The 18,170-nt window shown below is 70.0% G+C and carries 14 protein-coding genes and 2 pseudogenes; 7 read left to right on the forward strand and 9 right to left on the reverse strand.

The features are described from left to right. Positions 1–47: 47 nt before the first annotated feature. The 4 genes from purB to ACZ4N5_RS37305 form a co-directional block, all read right to left on the reverse strand. The gene (gene purB / locus ACZ4N5_RS37290) at positions 48–1,334 is read right to left on the reverse strand and encodes an adenylosuccinate lyase (RefSeq protein WP_328663418.1); all 1,287 of its coding nucleotides are present in this window, start codon (positions 1,332–1,334) and stop codon (positions 48–50) included. A 72-nt stretch (positions 1,335–1,406) separates the two neighbouring features. After that, on the reverse strand, positions 1,407–2,909 hold the full coding sequence (locus tag ACZ4N5_RS37295; protein WP_467761457.1) for a type I glutamate--ammonia ligase: 1,503 nt from the start codon (positions 2,907–2,909) through the stop codon (positions 1,407–1,409). A gap of 94 nt (positions 2,910–3,003) precedes the next feature. Beyond that, positions 3,004–4,932 carry a hypothetical protein gene (locus tag ACZ4N5_RS37300; RefSeq protein WP_467761458.1) on the reverse strand — a complete coding sequence of 643 codons (1,929 nt, stop codon included), beginning with the start codon at positions 4,930–4,932 and terminating at the stop codon, positions 3,004–3,006. Next, the gene (locus ACZ4N5_RS37305) at positions 4,929–5,264 is read right to left on the reverse strand and encodes a 4Fe-4S dicluster-binding protein (RefSeq protein ID WP_467761459.1); all 336 of its coding nucleotides are present in this window, start codon (positions 5,262–5,264) and stop codon (positions 4,929–4,931) included. Before ACZ4N5_RS37305 ends, ACZ4N5_RS37300 begins: the two co-directional genes overlap by 4 nt. 991 nt (positions 5,265–6,255) lie before the next feature. Between ACZ4N5_RS37305 and ACZ4N5_RS37310 the strand changes: the two are divergent. Then, a pseudogene (locus ACZ4N5_RS37310) lies at positions 6,256–6,720 on the forward strand (zinc ribbon domain-containing protein); the annotation flags it as partial. 35 nt (positions 6,721–6,755) lie between these two features. On the opposite strand, the gene ACZ4N5_RS37315 reads toward ACZ4N5_RS37310, so the two are convergent. Then, a complete protein-coding gene (locus ACZ4N5_RS37315) occupies positions 6,756–7,979 on the reverse strand; it encodes a ParB N-terminal domain-containing protein (protein WP_467761460.1) in 1,224 nt (407 codons plus the stop codon). 471 nt (positions 7,980–8,450) lie between these two features. Here ACZ4N5_RS37315 and ACZ4N5_RS37320 point away from each other — a divergent pair, with 471 nt between their 5' ends. Beyond that, positions 8,451–9,182 carry a gamma-glutamyl-gamma-aminobutyrate hydrolase family protein gene (locus tag ACZ4N5_RS37320; RefSeq protein WP_401338441.1) on the forward strand — a complete coding sequence of 244 codons (732 nt, stop codon included), beginning with the start codon at positions 8,451–8,453 and terminating at the stop codon, positions 9,180–9,182. 75 nt (positions 9,183–9,257) lie between these two features. Here ACZ4N5_RS37320 and ACZ4N5_RS37325 read toward each other — a convergent pair. After that, positions 9,258–10,482, reverse strand: a pseudogene (locus tag ACZ4N5_RS37325) (RNA-guided endonuclease InsQ/TnpB family protein). Between the two features lie 28 nt (positions 10,483–10,510). On the opposite strand from ACZ4N5_RS37325, the gene ACZ4N5_RS37330 reads away from it, so the two are divergent. After that, entirely contained in the window at positions 10,511–10,669 is a 159-nt protein-coding gene (locus tag ACZ4N5_RS37330) for an Arc family DNA-binding protein (protein WP_467761461.1), read from the forward strand. A 488-nt stretch (positions 10,670–11,157) separates the two neighbouring features. Here the strand turns inward: ACZ4N5_RS37330 and ACZ4N5_RS37335 are convergent, their stop codons facing one another. Next, a complete protein-coding gene (locus ACZ4N5_RS37335) occupies positions 11,158–11,304 on the reverse strand; it encodes a hypothetical protein (RefSeq protein ID WP_467761462.1) in 147 nt (48 codons plus the stop codon). A gap of 87 nt (positions 11,305–11,391) precedes the next feature. Here ACZ4N5_RS37335 and ACZ4N5_RS37340 point away from each other — a divergent pair, with 87 nt between their 5' ends. From ACZ4N5_RS37340 to tnpB, 3 genes are all read left to right on the forward strand, one after another. Further along, on the forward strand, positions 11,392–12,933 hold the full coding sequence (locus ACZ4N5_RS37340; protein ID WP_467761463.1) for an alpha/beta fold hydrolase: 1,542 nt from the start codon (positions 11,392–11,394) through the stop codon (positions 12,931–12,933). Between the two features lie 110 nt (positions 12,934–13,043). Further along, positions 13,044–13,619, forward strand: a complete 576-nt coding sequence (locus tag ACZ4N5_RS37345) for an IS607 family transposase (protein WP_467761464.1) — start codon at positions 13,044–13,046, stop codon at positions 13,617–13,619. After that, a complete protein-coding gene (gene tnpB / locus ACZ4N5_RS37350; protein WP_467761465.1) occupies positions 13,616–15,067 on the forward strand; it encodes an IS607 family element RNA-guided endonuclease TnpB in 1,452 nt (483 codons plus the stop codon). Before ACZ4N5_RS37345 ends, tnpB begins: the two co-directional genes overlap by 4 nt. Positions 15,068–15,150: 83 nt before the next feature. On the opposite strand, the gene ACZ4N5_RS37355 is transcribed toward tnpB, so the two are convergent. After that, positions 15,151–15,300 carry a hypothetical protein gene (locus ACZ4N5_RS37355; protein ID WP_467761466.1) on the reverse strand — a complete coding sequence of 50 codons (150 nt, stop codon included), beginning with the start codon at positions 15,298–15,300 and terminating at the stop codon, positions 15,151–15,153. 276 nt (positions 15,301–15,576) lie between these two features. Here ACZ4N5_RS37355 and ACZ4N5_RS37360 point away from each other — a divergent pair, with 276 nt between their 5' ends. After that, positions 15,577–17,328 (forward strand): FAD-dependent monooxygenase, encoded by a 1,752-nt coding sequence (locus ACZ4N5_RS37360; RefSeq protein WP_467761467.1) that lies wholly within the window; start codon positions 15,577–15,579, stop codon positions 17,326–17,328. Positions 17,329–17,560: 232 nt separating this feature from the next. On the opposite strand, the gene ACZ4N5_RS37365 is transcribed toward ACZ4N5_RS37360, so the two are convergent. Beyond that, positions 17,561–18,118 (reverse strand): hypothetical protein, encoded by a 558-nt coding sequence (locus tag ACZ4N5_RS37365; RefSeq protein WP_467761468.1) that lies wholly within the window; start codon positions 18,116–18,118, stop codon positions 17,561–17,563. Between the last annotated feature and the right edge of the window lie 52 nt (positions 18,119–18,170).

Consider the following 18,170-nt stretch of genomic DNA (forward strand, 5'->3'; position numbering starts at 1 on the left):
TGAGGAGGGTGGGGCGAGGCCGGACAGCCGGGTCGGGCTTTCCAGGATCAGTCCGTCAGCACACGGAGTTTCTCCAACCGGCTGTGCACCACGTCGTGGTGGACGAGGAAGTCCTCGGGCTCGCGCGGGCTGCTCCGCACACCCTCCTCGGCCAGGGCCTCGCCGAAGTTCTGCCCGTACTCCGCGGTGCGCTTGGCCGCCGCCTGCACCGCCCGGTAGGCCTGGTCGCGTTCGACGCCGGCCTCCAGCAGCTCCACCAGCACCGACGACGAGCACACCAGCCCGTTCGTGGCGGCGATCGAGTCCCGCATGCGATCCGTGTCGATACGCAGGTTCTCCAGCAGGTCCGCGGCCCTGACCGTCTGGAAGTGCGCCACCATCAGCGCGTCCGGCAGCAGCACCTTCTCGACCGCCTGGTGGGCCAGGTCCCGCTCGTGCCACAGCGCCACGTTCTCGAGCGCCGTGTTGGCGTACCCGCGCAGCAGCCGCGCCAGTCCGCACAGCAGCTCGCTGCCCGTCGGGTTGGCCTTGTGAGGCATCGCGCTGGAGCCCTGGTAGGCCTCGACGCGCTGCTCCTCGACCTCGCGCACCTCGGTGCGCTGCAGCAGCCGCAGCTCCAGGGCGATCTGCTCGATGCAGGCACCCAGCACGGCCACCGCCTGGATCAGCTGGGCGTGCCGGTCGCGGGCCACGACCTGGCTGGGGGAGGGCTCGACGCCCAGCCCCAACTGCTCGCACACGTACGTCTCTACGGCCGGGTCGATCAGCGAGTACGTGCCGACCGCGCCCGACACGGTGCCCACGGCGACGGCCTCGCGGGCGGCGGCCAGCCGCTGCAGGGACCGCTCGACGGCGAAGGCGTAGCCGCCCAGCTTGTGGCCGAGCGTGGTGGGCTCGGCGTGTACGCCGTGGGTGCGGCCCACCATCACCGTGTCCCAGTGCTCGAAGGCCCGGTCGACGAGCACCTTGCGCAGCCGCTGGGCGGCGGAGGTGAGCACGTCCGTGGCGCGGGCCAGGGTGAGGCCGAGGGCCGTGTCGACCAGGTCGTAGCTGGTCATGCCCAGGTGCACCCAGCGAGCGGAGGACTCCGGCATCTGCTCGGTGTACGCGGTCAGGAAGGAGATCACCTCGTGGTCGCGTTCCTTCTGGATCTCCACGACCCGGGACGGCAGCGGGGCCGTGGCCGCGCGCATGTCGTCGAGGACCGCGGCCGGTACGCGGCCGAGCCGCACCTGTGCCTCGGTCGCGAGGATCTCCACGCGGACGTAGGTCTCGTACCGGTACTCGTCCGAGAAGAGGTGCGCCATCTCAGGCAGGGTGAAACGAGGAATCATGGGACAGCCTTCGTCGGTTGCGGTTGCGGTTGCGGTTGCGGTTGCGGTGGTCGTGGTCGGGCCTCCCGGGCGTCAGAAGGCCGCGAAGTACTCGCGCTGCTCCCACTCGGTGACCTGGCCCGGCACCGGGGCGGCCTGCAGGGCCCAGGCCTCGTACCGGCGCACCTCGCTTTCCTTGAGCCTGGCCAGACAGGCGGCCAGCGGGTCGCCCAGCAGCCGGGCGGCCCGGCCCGCCGTGAACTCCTCCAGTGCCTCGCGCAGGGACTGCGGGACGGCGTCCGAGCCCTCGCGGGGCCCGTCGGCCGAGCCCCCGGCGAGCCCGTCGAGGCCCTCGATGCCGGCGAAGAGCTGGGCGGCGATGTTCAGGTACGGGTTCGCGCTCGGCTCGCCGACGCGGTTCTCGATGTGCGCGCCGGCCCCCGAGCCGACCACGCGCAGCATGGCCGTGCGCGACTCCAGGCTCAGGCTCACCCGGGTCGGGGACAGGGCGTGCTGCGTGCCCAGGCGCTGGTAGCCGTTGACCGTGGGCACCGACAGCAGAAACAGGTCGCGCAGCCAGTCCCGCAGGCCCTCGGCGTACGCCTTGCTCGTGGGGGAGAGCCCCACCGAGAGGCCCTCGGCGCTGAAGACGTTGCGGCCGGTGGCGGTCTCCAGGACGGACTGGTTCAGGTGCCAGCCGCTCGGGTCCGCCCCGGCGATCGCCGGTTGCGACATGAACGAGGCGTGCAGGCCCCGGGCCGCGCACCAGCGCTTGGTGAAGACGCGGAAGAAGAGCATCGCGTCCGCCGTGTCCAGCGCCGACATGGGGTCGAACGTGGTCTCCACCTGCCCGGGGCCCATCTCGTGCTCCATCGACCGCACCGGCAGCCCCAGGCCGAGCAGGGCGAGGGCCAGCGGGTCGGTGACCGGGGCGACCGTGTCGTACGCGGCGTCCAGGTTGAACTGGTAGCCCGCGTTCATCGCGGCCACCCGCGGGGCCGGGCCCTGCAGGCCGAAGCCGTTCCCCTCGTTGCCCGGCTCGTCGTCCAGGCGGCGCGCCAGGTACCACTCGACCTCCAGGCCGAGTACGGGCGTCAGCCCGCGGCCGGCGTAGCGGTCCAGCACCCGGTGCAGCACGTGCCGCGAGGACAGCGGGTGGGGGCGGCCGTCGCGCAGGTACTCGTCGCCGATCACCCAGGCCGTGCGCGCCCCCTCGCCAGGCAGCACCAGGAAGGTCAGCGGGTCGGGCACCAGCACGAAGTTGCCCAGGCCGGCGATCTCGTCGACGCCGATGCCGTGCTCGCCCCGGTAGTCCACCGCCGTGGTGCAGGCCGTGTCCTTCAGGAACGGGCCGGGGCTGTAGTTCATGCCGTTGCGCAGCACCCCGCGGAAGGTGCGGACGGTCAGTGTCTTGGAGCGCACCAGGCCGTGCGGGTCACCCCACACCAGACGGACGAAGTCGATCCCGTCCAGCCCCGCCTCGATCCGCTCGGCGGCCGCCAACCGGGCGTCGTCCCACAGCCCGTGTTCGGCGACGAACGCGTGGCTCCCGACGCTGCCCTCCGTGGCAGGGGTCGACCATGATCTGGAATACATGACGGGAAGCGTCCTTTCGTCAGGAGGTCGACAGGGGGCGTGTCAGGGGCGACGGAGGTCCCCGCGGGCCGGCGGCCGGCCCGCGGGGAGTCGGCTAGCCGACCCGGGACCGGGGCGGCTCCGGGGCGGCCCCCTCGACCGGGGTGCCGGTGATGGACCTCCAGTGCCAGGCCGAGTCGAAGGCCGTCACATCGGCCTGCTCCCCCTGCTCGGCGAGCGCGGCCGCCTGCTGCGTCATCCGGGCGATGAAGGCGGCCACCTGGTGCGCCGCGAGCATCTCCTGCTCGGTGTACGGCTCCCCGTCGGCGCGGACGATGCGCAGGTCCATGAATCCGTTGAAGGGCCGGCCGCACACCTCGACCGACTGGGGGCTGCGGATCGTGAAGCGCACCATGTTGTTGACGTGCCCGTGGTGGTGCTGGTCGGAGAAGTGGGCGATGTCGGGGATGGTGGGCGGCACGAAGTGGTCGCGCTCCAGGACCTTTGAGGTCCGCGGCAGGTTGCCGGCGATGAAGTGCCAGGAGTTGTACTGCATGCGCGAGGACATCGCCCAGGCGGTGTCGGCGAGCGTGGCGAGCGAGTCGCCGTAGTGCCGCCGGGCCTCCTGCGCGGGGACCACGCAGCAGAAGAAGTCCGTGATGCCCCAGGCGCTGATCTCGTCCCAGGCCTCCGCGCGCAGCGCGCGGACCAGCTCCGGCAGCGACCGGATGCCGCGGCTCATCGAGAAGTCGGCCCTGAACGCGGCGGTGGTGGCGGCGACCGCCTCGTACACGACCGCCTCCAGACCGGTGCCGAACTCGCCGTAGGGGCGGGCCAGCCAGGCCGGGTCGGCGTCGTCGGCGAGCCGCAGCTCGGCCAGCCGGTCGCCGACCACGGGCAGCGTGGCGCGCAGGTGGTCGGTGACCTGCCGGTCCCGGTCCACGGCCACCTTGCCGTGCGGGGCCGCTACCTTCTCCACCTTGTGGATCAGGGCGCCGTGGATCTCGCGGTACAGCTGGACGGTGCGGGTCACCTCCGGGCGGTGCGCGCCCAGCCCCGTGGCCAGGGCCATCAGCGCGTCGATGCCGGCGTCGGGACCGGCCGCGGGGATCCGCTCCCCGCCCAGGGCTCCGTTGTAGTTGCGGCGGGTGCGCTCCAGCAGCCGGCCCACGTTCTCCGGGGTGAGCTGCGAGCCGTTGACCTCTTCGATGCGGCCGTACCCGGCCGAGCGGATGAGCAGGCTGATGCCCACGACCAGCAGGGCGTCGTGGTCCGACCACAGCTCCAGCGGCAGGCCGGCCAGGCTGGTGAACACGCAGTCCGGGTGGCCCGGCCACAGCGTCTTGCCCACGACCGTGTTGGTGTCGCGGAAGTTCGTGTACTGCTTGTCCTCGACGTAGAGCATGAAGGGGGCGGTGCGCCGCGCACCCTCGGTCAGCTGCGCCAGCAGCGCCTCGCGACCCTCGCGGCCCTGCTCCGCCAGCCAGCGGCGGCTGTCGGCCGCGTCGCGGTCGAACCGCTCCTGAGCCGTCGTCACCTCGCGCTGGTAGTCGTCCAGGTGCCGCAGGGTCCACGGAACCCGCAGCACGCCGGCGACCAGCGTGTGCTGCTTGGCGAGCGGCTGCTGGGAGGGAACGCGGACGACGACCCGGCCGCCGGTGGTCAGGCCGATCTCACCGAGGAACACGGTGCGCTCCGCGGGGTCCGCGACGGCCCCGGCCGGTTCGCGTGCGGCTCCGGACAGGCCGGCGACGACCTTCAGCGCGGCGGCGTCCGCGGTGCGCAGGGCGCCCTCCTGGACCTCCGCGGGCACGTGTCCGTCGAGCGTGAGCAGGGTGTCCAGGGCCGCGCGTATGTCGGCGGCGGCCGAGGCCTTCCGCCACACCCGGGCCAGCAGCCCGGGGAACCCGGCGTCCTCCTCGCGTACCCGGTCCGGCTTGGGCGTGGCGCCGGCCGCCAGGCCCAGGCGGCTGGGCCGCCGGCTCTGGCGCTTGCGGGAGTTGGCGGCTCGACGGGATCCTTCGCGGTCTACGGGCGCGGTCATGCGGTGCCTTTCCCGGTGAGTGCGATGTGGCTCCACATCGCGTCGTCGGTGGGCGTCCAGTCCTCGTCGACGTAGATGCAGTCGACCGGGCACTCCAGGACGCAGACGGGGCAGCCCGAGCACAGCTCGGGGATGATCACGACGTCGAGCCCGCGGTCGAAGATCGCGCCGAATTGTTCCGGGCAGCTGCGCAGGCAGCTGTCGCAGGTGATGCACTCGGACGTCTCGATGCGGCGCGGGGGCTTGGTCCAGTTGCCGGCGCGGCTGCGCGTGGCGATCCGCAGGTCTCGCCCGGACGGCACATCTGAAGAAGCGTTGTCTTCCACGGGCATGGGACCCCTTAGACGTCGTGTCGATGACGGCTCGAACGGACGCTTCGAGCATCCGGGGTTCCTCTGGACCAACTCCTGAACCCCGGTCGGGGCGTGCTGGAGCGTCACACCCGGGACGCCGTCACGCCGGCCGGGCAGGAGCGTTTTCGTGGAACTGACGGCCCCGGATCGCCGGCGTCACTCAAGCTGAGCGCGATGCGTACACGGCAGGCTGCTGATGGATCTGCACGTGGTGAGGTGCGTATGACACAGCAGCAGAAAGGGCCGTTGAGTGCATTCGGGAGCGTTACGGTGAGCCCCTGGCCCTTGCACGGATCGCAGAAAGCGCTCTGCTCAGCCGGTTCCATTTCACCTGACTCTTGCGAGGATGCCCCGGCGTTCACGCCGGGGAGGAATCGCATCCTGCTTACGGCAGTGTGGAGCGTCGCCGTGTGCGGTGTCTGGGGCGCGGAGGGCCCGCGGGGCCGCCGCGGGCGGAGAAGGCGAACATGTGTGCCCGCGTTCGCTGGTTGTGGTGGCTGTGTCGTGAGGAGGGTACGGGTGTGCGTGTGCCGCACGTACGGTCTCGTGGTGGAAGCCGGGTGAGCGGGAGTCGGGATGTTTGACATCCTCCCCCTCTTAAAAGAGGGGGATTCCAACCCAGTTGGGTTGAGGTTCACGGATACTCGAGCGGCGGCTGGTGGCCGCTGTCATCCCTCCGGCACCGGCTGATCGCCGGGGGCGGGGGATCCCGCCCTGTCCTGCCGCGACGTTGATGGCTGCGTTGGTGTCCGCGTTGCAGGTGAAGCCGCAGAAGGAGCAGACGAACTCGGCTTGGCTCTTGCGGAGTTCTTGTCGATCCATCCGCAGGCGGAGCAATGCAGGGAGGTGTAGGGGGCGGGGACGTCTTCGACCCGGCCGGGGGCCTTGTGTTCGGTGCGTTGGCGCAGCAGGCCCCAGCCCTGGGCGAGGATGGCCCGGTTCAGCCCGGCTTTTTGTCTGACCTGTCTGCCGGAAGGTCGCCCGGCAGCGGCAGGACACCGGACGAATGGGGTCTCCCCTGCTCGGAGCTTGTCGGAGAGCTTGGGGAAGGGCGAAGAAGGTCGTGCACGACCACGACGCCATCGCGGTGGAGGACTTCCGGCCGAAGTTCCTCAGCCGGACCACGATGGCCTGCAAGGCCGCCGACGCCGCCATCGGCGCCACCAAGAAAGCCCTGCTGGAGATGGGCCGCAAGCACGGGCGGGACATCCGCCTCGTGCACCCCGCGCACACCACCATGGACTGCGCACAGTGCGGAGCGAGAACCAAGCACGCACTGCCGCTGTCACAACGCACCTACACCTGCACCGCGTGCAAAACCGTGTCCCCCAGGGACAAGAACTCCGCACGCGTGATGCTGCTCCGGGCCGGTCTCGACCCGACTGGCGTCGAGGGCGCAAGACCTCCTGGAGCGCTGCTCCAGGAGGCGGCCTGAGCCAGGAATCCCCTCCCTTCAGGGAAGGGGAGGTTTCAAGGCATCATGTCCTGCCTGGTCTTGAGCCCCTCGGCGAGCAGGCTCCATTCCTTGCCGATGCGCTCGGCGATCGGGGCGATGACGCCGAGCCAGTGGGCCGGAACCGCGTCGATCAGCTCCCGCCAGCCGTCGTCCGGCTCGGCGGCGTGCAGCTGCATCCAGCGGAGGAACTCCCGGCCGCCCGCGGCGTAGCGGATGGTGGGATCGGCGGCCATCTTCGCCGCCACCGTCGTCCAGGCCGGAATCTCGTCGGTGCGGTCCCTACGCTGCGGCGCGCTGTCGATGCTCGGTGCCACCCGCAGCGGCACATGGGCTGCGCCACCGGAATCCGCGCCGCCGGGAACTGCCGAGACGGGCCGCGACGGTTCCCCGGACAGCTGTACGGACCGCACGGGGTGGACGGGGTGGGCGGGGTGGGCGGGGTGGGCGGGGTGGACGGATCGCAGGGGCTGCGCCGCCGCGTCGGGTGTCCGGCGACCGCTGCGCTCGGGGCTTTCGCCACGCCGCAGCCGGGCGCTCACGTCGTGGACCGTGCCGAGCGACACGTCGGTCTCCCGGGCGACCTGACGGAGCGGGGCGTTCGGGTGCTCGGCGATGTACTCGGCGGCCCGCAGTCGGCCCTCGCCCGGGCCCACCGGACGCCGCCTGCCGTCCCGGCCGATGCGCTTGCCGTCGAGCGGTGTTCCCTCACTCGGCTTCTCGCGCAGCGACGCGATCGTCTTCGCGCTCAGCCCGGTGATGCGGGCGATGGCACGGTCGGACCAGTCCGGGTGGGAACTCAGGACACGCTGGGCTCCGGACACGCGGTCGGTCTTCGACAGTGGCAGTCCGTGCGAGCCGTTCGCCTTCATGGCGATGACGAGCGCCTCGGAGTTCGAACAGTCGACGAAGCGCGCCTTGATGCTGCTGTCGCCGCGCAGCTTGGCGGCTTCCAGCCGGTGCAGGCCGTCGATGATGCGGTAGCCGTCGATCTGGACCAGGATGGGCGGCAGCTCCGCCGAGCCGGCCGCGTCGACGAGAAGCTGGATGTGCGCGGCGTCCGTGCCGCTCCGGCGCAGAGACACGCCCGCCGACAGCGCGTTGACGAGGATGTCGCAGGCGGGAAGCTGCTCGAGGTTCTTCAGATCGAATTCGCTGCGGGCCGACGCGTCGACGCCTTCCGTCCTGACGGAGCCGAATGCGTTCGTGATCAAGGTAGCCTGCGCGCTGCTCTGAGCCATTCCTTCACTTCCTCTCTGCTGCCGCTGCCGATGAGCATCGCAGGAGGGGCTCTAGCTGCAGTTGAGGGGAGAATGAGGTTTCCTGGAAATGCAGGACAGCGGGTGTCCGCCGGACCGGCGGACACCCGCCGCGGCAGCACCGCGGCGACGGCCGGCAGGGCGGCCGCCCGGAGTGCGAGCATCCCTGCGGGCCACGAGGCGGACCGTGCGGCGGGCTGTGTGGCGAGGCGGTCGAATACCTTCGCGGTGAGCGTGCCGGGGGAGACGGTGAACCACAGCGCGGGTAAAGGGGTCCCCGTCTGTGATATCAGGAAGGTCATTCCGTTCAGTAGGCGTCGGCCTGCCAGGTTTTGAACGATGGCCGCCGCTTTACGTAAACGGCTATTTTATTGCCGTTATGGCTCTCCGCGGAAGCGGATGTTGCATCTGCCTACTTTCCTCAGTTGAACCCGGAAATCCATGAAGGTGGCTATGAAATCATTCGTGAATGGTTCGGCGAGCACGGGGCGGCCAGTGATCGGGATCTGTGCGCGGACCGCGCCGGTCACGTTCCAGGGCAGCGACATGGTCGTCAGCTTCGCGCTCCAGTCCCACCTGGCCTTCCTGACCGCGGCGGGCTGCACGCCCCTGCTGCTTCCGCTGCTGCCCGGCGTCGAGGCCATGGCGGACCGGATCGACGGCCTGCTGATCCCGGGTGGCCCCGATGTGGATCCGGCGCTGTACGGCGAGAACCCGCACTCCGGCACGCGGGCGATGACCCCGGAAGCCGACCGCGCCGAACTGGCGTTGATCCGGGCGGCACTTGACGCCGAGCTGCCCGTGCTGGGCATCTGTCGCGGCATGCAGCTGCTCAACGTGCTGCACGGAGGCACGCTGCACCAGCACCTGCCCGAAGTCACGGGCCACGACGGCCACCGCCCGAACACGCCGTCCTTCACCCTCGGCTCCCACCCGTTGAAGCTGGAGCCGGGCAGCCGGATCGCCGGAGTCCTCGACGAGGACGTGCCGGTGACGGCCTGCCATCACCACCAGGCCGTCAACCGGCTCGGTGCCGGCCTCACCGCCACCGGCTGGGCGGAGGACGGTACCGTCGAGGCCGTCGAAGTCACGGATCGCCCCTTCGCCGTCGGCGTGCAATGGGAAGCAGGATTCACACCCGACCAACGACTTCATCACGCACTCGTGCACGCTGCCGGACGCTGACCCGCAGGTCTTCGGCGATCACCGAACGTGCCCCACCCCGAGGCGAACCTCTCAGTCATTTGACTCCTCCCCCTCCTAAAGGAGGGGGATTCCTGGCTCACGTTGGCTGCGGACCGGCGGTCCGGCAGCTCTTGCACGATCGGCACCAGCCGGGTTGAGACCAGCCCGGACGAGCATCACGCGGGCGGAGTTCTTGTCCCTGGGGGACACGGCTCCGCACGCGGTGCAGGCGTAGGTTCGTTCCGAGAGAGGTAGTGCGTGCTTGGTTCTCGCTCCGCACTGTGCGCAGTCCATCGTGGTGTGCGCGGGGTGTACGAGGTGCAGTTCACGGCCGTGCTTGCGGGCCATGTGGATCAGCGCCTGCTTGGTCGCGCCGATCGCGGCGTCGGCGGCCTTGCGGGCCATCGTGGTCCTGGCGAGGAACTTCGGACGGAAGTCCTCGACCGCCAGCCGGTCGTGGTCGCGCACGACCTTCTTCGCCCACTTGCGGCCGGTGTCCTGCCGCTGCCGGGCGACCTTCCTGTGGAGCTTCGCGGTCTGTCGCTTCGCTTCGCAATAGCCCTTCGAACCGGCCTGGCCGCGCTTGGGCTTGCGGCGGGCCGTCATCCGCTGGTAGCGGGCCAGGCGCTGCGCAGCGTTCTTTCCGTGCTGGGCATGCGGCAGGTCGTGGGCGTCCGAGGTGGTGGTGGCCGTTTCCCTGACGCCCCAGTCGATGCCGATGTCCCGCCCGGTGGCGGGCAGGGCCTCGGTGGTGATCGCCACGACAAACGAGGCGTACCAGTGGCCGAGGCTGTCGCGGTGGACGCGGACGGAGGACGGCGGTTTGGGCAGATCCCCGCGACCACGCGACCGTCACGGCGATGCCGCCCGCGAGGTGCAGGCGGCCGTCCTTCAGGCGGAATCCGCGCTGCGTGTAGTTCAGTGACGGGTCGGCGGCATGCTTCTTCTTGTACCTCGGCATCCCCGCGCGCCGGTGCTGCGGCAGCCGGGCCTTGACGTCCTTCAAGGCCTTGGAGCGGGACTTGGCGAAGTCGCGGATGATCTGCTGCTGCGGCACAGAGGATCCCTGACGTAGCCACGCGTTCGCCGTGCGGGCCTCGGTCAGCATCCTGTCCAGGCGGGCCGGGCCGCACTTCTCGTCGTCGGCGTATGCCTTCTTCGAGCGGGCACAGCATTCGTTCCAGATCCACCGGCACCGCGCCCACTCCGCTTCCAGGGCGGTGCGGGCGGTCGACGACACACGGAGCCGGTAGGTGTACCGGGCACACCCGGCGCCCTCGGCTTCCCTTAGGGGCGTCATGCCACCACTCTACCACTACGGTAGGGGCATGAATGAGGAAACAAAGATCACTCTCAGGATTCCCGCAGACCTCCACCGCTGGCTGACCGACCAGGCCAGAGCCAACCGGCGGTCCCTCAACTCCGAGATCCTGCACCGGCTTGAGGGTGGGCGCGACGCCGCTGCCGCAGACGCCGAATTGCCCTGACGGCGATTCTGCTTTCCCTGTCCTGCTCCGCAGGAGTCCAATTCCTCCCCGGCCTGAAGGCCGGGGCATCTTGGAGGAGTCCGGTGATCCGATGAATCCGGCGGTGCCGGTGACGGGAATGCCGTATTTCCCCTCAGGGTTTCCGGTTCGCGTGCTGAGAAAAGCCGGAAGGGTGGAGGCGGGCCTTGTCCCGACACCACCCGGCCGCCCTCGTTGCCGGCGCCGCCGCCCTTGCCCGCCATGTGCGTGGCCGGCTTGAGCCGTTGGCGTACACCGCCCGACAGCGTGGTGAGTGGTCGGGCCGTTTCGCAGGCGCCCCAGGATCAGCCCCGCATCAGCCCTGGATGAGCCCGAGGACGTCGCCGTCAAGGTCGGTGAAGGTGGCCACCAGCCGGCCGCCGCCGACGTCGGAGGCCGGCTTCTGTACCGTGGCGCCCGCCTCGGCGAGCTTCGCCTCGGCTGAGGTCAGAGCAGTCCAGAGATGCGATTCACCCTCGGCCTGAAGGCCGGGGCACTCTCGCAGGATCAGAGGTAGGCCAGGGCGAGGTCATGCCCGGGTCCGGCACCAGGCCGATGTGCTGCCCCGCGACGTCGTAGCCGACGTAGTGGTCCCCGTCGGTCTGCGGCTCGCTCATCGGTTCATTCTGACTCCAGCAGGTTTCGAGCCGCTTCAAGGAGCCCCTTGCCACGCTGTATGCGCCGTGCATCCAGAAGGGGTATCCATGAAGAAGCTCGCATTGGTAAATGCGGTGATCGTGATCGGCCTGTCGGTTCCGGCCGTCACCCCCGTGGCGGCGGCCGAGGGGGCTGCCGCGCCGACCACGGGAACAATCGCCTGGTCGCCGTGTCCTGACATCGACCCGAACCTCGGTGCGTTGCTCAAGGGCCTGGAGTGCGGCTCGGTGGAGGTCCCGCTCGACTACGCCCAGCCCAGCGGTCAGAAGATCAAGCTGGCGCTGACCCGCGCCAAGCACACCGTCACCGACGACCAGTACAAGGGCGTCGTGCTGCTGCACCGCGGCCAGTGGCCCGGCCCGATCAGCCGCGACATGCCCACCCGGTACGCCAAGGGCACGACCGGGCTGGCGAAGGACGTCGGCGCCGCTTACGACTGGATCGGCTTCGACCCGCGCGGCGTCGGGGCCAGCGAGCCGGCGATCGTGTGCGACCCGTCCTACATCAACCCGGTGCTGGCCGACCCCGTGCCGAAGACGGCCCAGGACGAGCAGAACGCCGTGGCCAAGGCCGAGGCGTACGCCAAGAGCTGTGGTGACAAGTACGGCGACCTGCTCAACCACTTCACCACCAAGGACTCCGCGCGCGACCTCGACCAGATGCGGATCGCGCTCGGCCAGGAGCAGATCACCTACTACGGCATCGACTGGGGCGGCTACCTCGGCTCGGTCTACGCGACGATGTACCCGACCCGGGTGAAGCGCATGGTGCTCGACAGCGTGCCCAGCCCCAGCGGCGTGGGGTACCAGAACCAGATGTCCAAGAACATCACGTCCGAGTACAACGGCGGGATCTTCTTCGCCTGGGTCGCCAAGTACGACTCCGTCTACCACCTGGGCACGACCGCCGACGAGGTCGAGGCGAACTACTACAAGGGCCAGGACGCCCTCCGTGCGGCGCCGGTCGACGGCAAGATCGGACCGGGCGAGTGGGCGAACGCCTTCGAGCAGGTCGTCTACCGCAGCTGGACCTGGGTGAGCCGCGCGAAGATACTCTCCGACTTCGTGGTGCGCGGCGACGCGACGGCGCTGCGCGCCGACTCCCCGACCCCGGGCTTCCCTCAGCAGAACCGCGTCGCGATGACCAACGCGGTCAACTGCACCGACGGCCGGTGGCCGAAGGACTGGAAGGTGTGGAGCGCCACCCTCGCCAGCCAGTACGCCGCCGGGAACCACCTCCTGACCTGGAGCAACGGTTGGTACAGCGCGCCGTGCGCGTTCTGGCCGGTGCAGACCCAGGCTCCGGCGCAGGTCGGCAACGGCAGCGCCAACGTCCTGCTGGTGCAGCCGCAGTACGACAGCGCACACGGGATGTTCGGCGCTCTCGACATGCGTATCCGGTTCCCCAACTCCCGTCTCATCATGGAGTTGGGCGGCCACAACGTCGGCTCGGCGCTGTCGGCGAACAACAACCCCTGCCTCAACACCTACGTCAGCGACTACCTGAGGGACGGCACCCGTCCCACCTCGTCGTGGGGCATCGACGCCACCTGCCAGGCGCCCGAGGACCCGGTGCCGCCGACGGCCTGATCCGTCGTCAGCTCGCCCCCGCATGATCACCATGCGGGGGCGACAACTGCCATGGATTTCCTAATCATTCATAGTCGTCTCTGGTCAGACATCTCACGTAGCTTGGTTTTGTGAGGCTGTCGGAGTGGGCGCGTCAGCAGGGCGTGAGCTACCAGACCGCCTGGCGGTGGGTGAGGGACGGGAAGATGCCCGTGCCGGTCCGTCAGGCGCCGTCCGGGACGTGGCTGGTCGACGAGGTTGCCGCCCCGTCGTCCGGGCGCGTGGTGGCGTACTGCCGTGTGTCGTCAGCCGATCAGAGGGCCGACCTGGATCGGCAGGTCGCGCGGGTGGTGTCCGGCGCGAACGGGCTGGGCCTGGCTGTCGCGGAGGTCGTGACCGAGGTCGGGCCGGGGTTGAACGGGCGATGCCGCAAGCTGCACCGGCTCCTCGCCGACCCGGACACGGCTGTGATCGTGGTCGAGCGCCGTGACCGGCTGGCCCGGTTCGGTGTCGAGCACCTGGAGGCCGCGCTGTCGGCGTCCGGCCGGCGTCTGGTCGTCCTCGACCCTGCCGAGACAGCAGACGATCTCGTGCGGGACGTCACCGAGGTGCTGACCTCGATGTGCGCCCGCCTGTACGGGCGGCGGGCGGCGAAGAACCGGGCCGCCCGCGCCGTGGCCCTGGTGACCGGCGAGGCCGCCGAGTGAAAAAGTTCCGGCCGCAGCCGGGGTTCGTGGTGCAGGCGTACCGCTTCGCGCTGGACCCGAACGCCGCCCAGGAGGCCGCTCTTCGGTCGCGCTGCGGTGCGGCGCGCGCGGCGTACAACTGGGCGGTGGGGTGGGTGACCGCGTCCTGGTGGCAGCGCCGGGCCGAGGAGACGTACGGCGTCGCCGGGGCGGAGCTGACCGAGTGGCGGCCGTGGTCGCTGCCATCGCTGCGTAAGGCGTTCAACGCCGCCAAGCACACGGACCCCCGGTTCGCCTCCTGGTGGGAGGAGAACTCCAAGGAGGCGTACAACACCGGTCTGGCGAACGCGTCGGCCGCGTTCGACAACTACGCGAAGTCGAAGAACGGCAAGCGGCGCGGCCGGCGGATGGGGACGCCGCGCTTCAAGTCGAAGCACAAGGCGCGCCTGTCCTGCCGGTTCACCACCGGCACCATCCGGGTGGACGCCGACGGACGGCACGTCACACTGCCCAGGCTCGGCACGATCCGTACGCACGAGCCCGTGGCCGGGCTCCTCGCCCGTGTCCAGGCTGGGACCGCGCGCATCCTGTCCGCGACCGTCCGCCACGAACGCGGACGCTGGTTCGTGTCCTTCCAGACCGAGGTCAAACGCGACCTCGTCCGCGTCGCACGGCCCGAAGCCGCGGTCGGCATCGACCTGGGCGTGAAGACTCTCGCGGTCATGGCCGACAGCACCGGTGAGATCCGCGAAGTGTCCAACCCCAGACGTCTGGACAGCGCCCTGAAGGAGCTGCGCCGCGCCTCCCGCACCGTCTCCCGCCGCCGCGGTCCGGACCGCCGGACCGGACAGCGGCCCTCTTCCCGGTGGAAGAAGGCCGACGCCGTCCGCAACAAGGTGCACCACCGCATCGCGAACCTCCGCGCCAACGCCCTGCACAAGCTCACTACCGCCGTGGCCGCCGAATACGGCACCGTCGTGGTGGAGGACCTGAACGTCGCCGGGATGCTCCGCAACCGGCGCCTGGCCCGCAGGATCGCCGACGCCGGATTCGGGGAGATCCGCCGCCAGCTCACCTACAAGACCCAGCGCAACGGCTGCCGCATCCTGGCCGCCGACCGCTGGTACCCCTCCTCCAAGACCTGTTCCGGGTGCGGCGCGGTGAAAGCCAAGCTGCCGCTGCACGTCCGGACCTACGAATGCGACGCCTGCGGCCTGGTCATCGACCGGGACGCCAACGCCGCACACAACCTCGCCGCACTCGCGGCAATCGCAGCAACAGGTACCGGAGTGGCCGCAGACCTGGACACCCCCAAGGTGTCGAAGCCTCGTGGAGCCGACCAGAAGACCCGCACCACCCGCCCCCATCGCAAGACAGGGACGGGGCGGGCAGGTGGCGCAACCCTGCCGCAGCACCGGCAGACGGAAACGAGAGACCGTCCTCAAGCCGAAGCCCTGACGCTTTGGTGATGTGACGGACCTTCCGGGCCGAAATGCCCGGAATGCTGAGACCTGACTACGGACTCAGCAACGGCCCGCTGTCTCCATCGTGATCATGCGTTCCGCAGACGTCTTCTCCAGGCTTGCCCGGTGGTTGCGGTTGCGACGGTGACCAGGACCGTGATGCCGGCGACCACGAAGGCCGCGGGCAGCGGGCCCGCGAGGTCGGACAGTGCGCCCATGACGAGGATGGACACCGCCACGCCCGAAGGCAGCAGCGTGGCCCTCAGGTCACCACCGACGGGAGCTCCTCGTCGGATGCCGAGGCCAGCAGCCGGTACTTCCGCGTACGGCCCCGGCGCATCCAGGCCTGGCGGGAGGCGAACCCCGGAGGAACCCGTTCCCCCGAGGCACGTAGTCGGCCGGTCACCCGCGTGACCGGCCGGCGGCTTTTCGGAGTCCAGTCGTTCTTGACCAGGGTTGCGGATGACGTTGTCAGGCTGTGCGGGAAAAGCCATCTGAATTCTGGAAGGGCGAACATGACGTCAATCGAGGTTCCGGTCCTGATCGTGGGCGGCGGCGGGTGTGGCCTGTCCGCCTCCGTCTTTCTCTCTGACCAGGGCATCGACCACCTGCTGGTGGAGCGGCACGCGGACACGTCGAGGGTGCCGAAGGCGCACTACCTCAATCAGCGCACGATGGAGATCTTCCGCCAGCACGGGATCCGCGATGACGTCCTCGCGGAGGCGGCGCCGCTGGACAAGTTCGGCAAGGTGCGCTGGGCGACCACGTTCGCTGGTGACGGGCCGATCGACGCTCGCCAGATCCATGAGATGGACGCCTTCGGCGGTGGCGAACTGACGGAGCGCTACGGGGCGGCCGGGCCGGAACTGCCCTCGAAGCTGCCGCAGATGTGGCTGGAGCCGATCCTGCGTCGTCACGCGGAGCAGCGCAGTCCGGGGCGGATCCTCTTCAGCCACGAGGTGATCGACTTCTCCGACGAGGGCGACCACGTCGTCGCCGAGGTGCGCAACGTCGAGACCGGCGAGGTCATCACGGTCAAGGCGCAGTACCTCCTCGGCGCCGACGGCGGCCGCTTCGTCGGCTCCAAGGTCGGCATCGAGATGCAGGGCCCGCCCAGCAACGTCAACACGACGACCGTGTACTTCTCCGCGGACCTGTCGCAGTGGTGGGAGGAGGGCACGCTCATCACGCACTACCTCAGCCCGGAGGACCCCGACCTCTCCGTCAACCTCATCGAGATGGGTCCGAGCTGGGGCAAGGCCTGCGAGCAGTGGGGCCTGCACATGGCCCCCGGCCCGGCCGGCCGCTGGGACAACGAGACGGTCGTCGACCGCATCCGTGAAGTGCTGAAGGTGCCGGATCTGGAAGTGACCGTGCACAAGATCACGGACTGGATCGTGAACGCGATCCTCGCCGACAAGTACCGGGTCGGCCGGGTGCTGATCGCGGGCGACGCCGCGCACAAGCAGCCGCCCGCCGTGGGCCTCGGCCTCAACACCGGCATCCAGGACGCGCACAACATCGCCTGGAAGCTGGCTGCGGTACTGAACGGCAGCGCGCCCGAGAGCCTGATCGACACCTACGAGGCCGAGCGCCGGCCCGTAGGCCGCGAGAACGTCGACTGGGCGGTCTCCGCCGCTCAGCACCACCAGGCGGTCATCGACGCCATCGGCGGCGGCCACAACATCCCGGCGGGGCGCCGCGGGCAGCGTCTGGCGGCGTACTTCGACCCGTCCCCGCTCGGCGACACTGTGCGGGCGCGGGCCCTGGAAATATTCGACACCCACCGCGGCGGCTGCCAGTCGTTCGAGATGGAGATCGGCTTCGCCTACGAGGAGGGAGCGGTCGTCTCCGACGGCACCGAGCGCCCGGCCCGCGTCCCCATGCGCGACGAGCACACGCCGACGTCGCGCCCCGGTCACCGGCTGCCGCACGCCTGGATCACCCGGGACGGCGAGCGCCTGTCCACCCTCGACCTGACGGGCAGGACCGGCTTCACGCTGATCACCGGCCCGGAGGGGACGGCGTGGAGCGAGGCGGCCGCACGCGTGGCGGAGAAGTTCTCCGTCCAGGTCAACGCGGTCCGCATCGGCGACGGCGCCGAGTACGCCGACGTGGACGGCGGGTGGGAGGCCGTCCGGCAGATCACTGGTGCCGGCGCGCTCCTGATCCGTCCCGACCAGCACGTGGCCTGGCGCAGCACCGGCGCCGGCAAGGACGCGGAGCAGGCGCTGACGGAGGTCTTCGCTACGATCCTGGACCGCTGATGCGGTCAGGGATCCGATCAGGATCCGATCAGAGATCCGGTCAGCGATCCGAGCACTGACCGGATCTTCTGATGCCGCGACGAAGACCGCCGCTTCCGCGACGCGGAACGGGCAGGACGAGAAGGGCCGTGCCAGGGCACGGCCCTTCTCGTCCTGCCCGTAAGCCGGCGCACGCATGCCGAATCCAATGGAGTGATCCCGAAGTGATCACTCCATTGACATCCTCCCCCTCTTAAAAGAGGGGGATTCCAACCCAGTTGGGTTGAAGTTCACGGACGCTCGACCGCTGTTTGGGCGGTGTCGTCCCTCCGGCACCGGCTGATCGCCGGGGGCGGGGGATCCCGCCCTGTCCTGCCGCGACGTTGGTTGCTGCATTGGTGTCCGCGTTGACCTGCGCGCGTTCCTTCACGGTGAGCTGCGGGCAGTTCAGCTTCCGCCCGTCGGAGAGGGCGGCGGTGATGGTCACGCCCCGGTCGATACCGATGACCTCGCCGGTGGCGGGTGCGGTGACCGGTGCGGGGATGACCGCGAAGGCGATGTGCCACTGGCCGTTGCGCAAGGTGACGCGGAACGTCTTCGCGGCGGGCAGGTCGGTCCGGGTGAGGCGGAAGCGGACCCAGCCGCAGCCGGGCACCTTGACCCGAGCCCACCGGCGGTTCAGCTGGCGTACCACCACCGAGCGGCCCATGACCTGCCTGCCGGTCTTCGCGTTCAGCTTCGGTGAGCCGTCCTCGGTCAACTCCGGCACCCGGTCGGTGCCGATGACACGCTCAACGCCGAGATCCTGCACCTGCTCGAGATCGCCCTCGACGCCAGCAGGGCAGAGGAATCGCCCTGACGGC

The organism is Streptomyces sp. NPDC026500, from assembly GCF_055567635.1.

What these genes read in the sequence shown, in the direction of transcription:
- purB (WP_328663418.1), bottom strand. Translation starts at nt 1,334, where the DNA reads ATGATTCCTCGTTTCACCCTGCCTGAGATGGCGCACCTCTTCTCGGAC.
- ACZ4N5_RS37295 (WP_467761457.1), bottom strand. Translation starts at nt 2,909, where the DNA reads ATGTATTCCAGATCATGGTCGACCCCTGCCACGGAGGGCAGCGTCGGG.
- ACZ4N5_RS37300 (WP_467761458.1), bottom strand. Translation starts at nt 4,932, where the DNA reads ATGACCGCGCCCGTAGACCGCGAAGGATCCCGTCGAGCCGCCAACTCC.
- ACZ4N5_RS37305 (WP_467761459.1), bottom strand. Translation starts at nt 5,264, where the DNA reads ATGCCCGTGGAAGACAACGCTTCTTCAGATGTGCCGTCCGGGCGAGAC.
- ACZ4N5_RS37315 (WP_467761460.1), bottom strand. Translation starts at nt 7,979, where the DNA reads ATGGCTCAGAGCAGCGCGCAGGCTACCTTGATCACGAACGCATTCGGC.
- ACZ4N5_RS37320 (WP_401338441.1), top strand. Translation starts at nt 8,451, where the DNA reads ATGAAATCATTCGTGAATGGTTCGGCGAGCACGGGGCGGCCAGTGATC.
- ACZ4N5_RS37330 (WP_467761461.1), top strand. Translation starts at nt 10,511, where the DNA reads ATGAATGAGGAAACAAAGATCACTCTCAGGATTCCCGCAGACCTCCAC.
- ACZ4N5_RS37335 (WP_467761462.1), bottom strand. Translation starts at nt 11,304, where the DNA reads ATGAGCGAGCCGCAGACCGACGGGGACCACTACGTCGGCTACGACGTC.
- ACZ4N5_RS37340 (WP_467761463.1), top strand. Translation starts at nt 11,392, where the DNA reads ATGAAGAAGCTCGCATTGGTAAATGCGGTGATCGTGATCGGCCTGTCG.
- ACZ4N5_RS37360 (WP_467761467.1), top strand. Translation starts at nt 15,577, where the DNA reads ATGACGTCAATCGAGGTTCCGGTCCTGATCGTGGGCGGCGGCGGGTGT.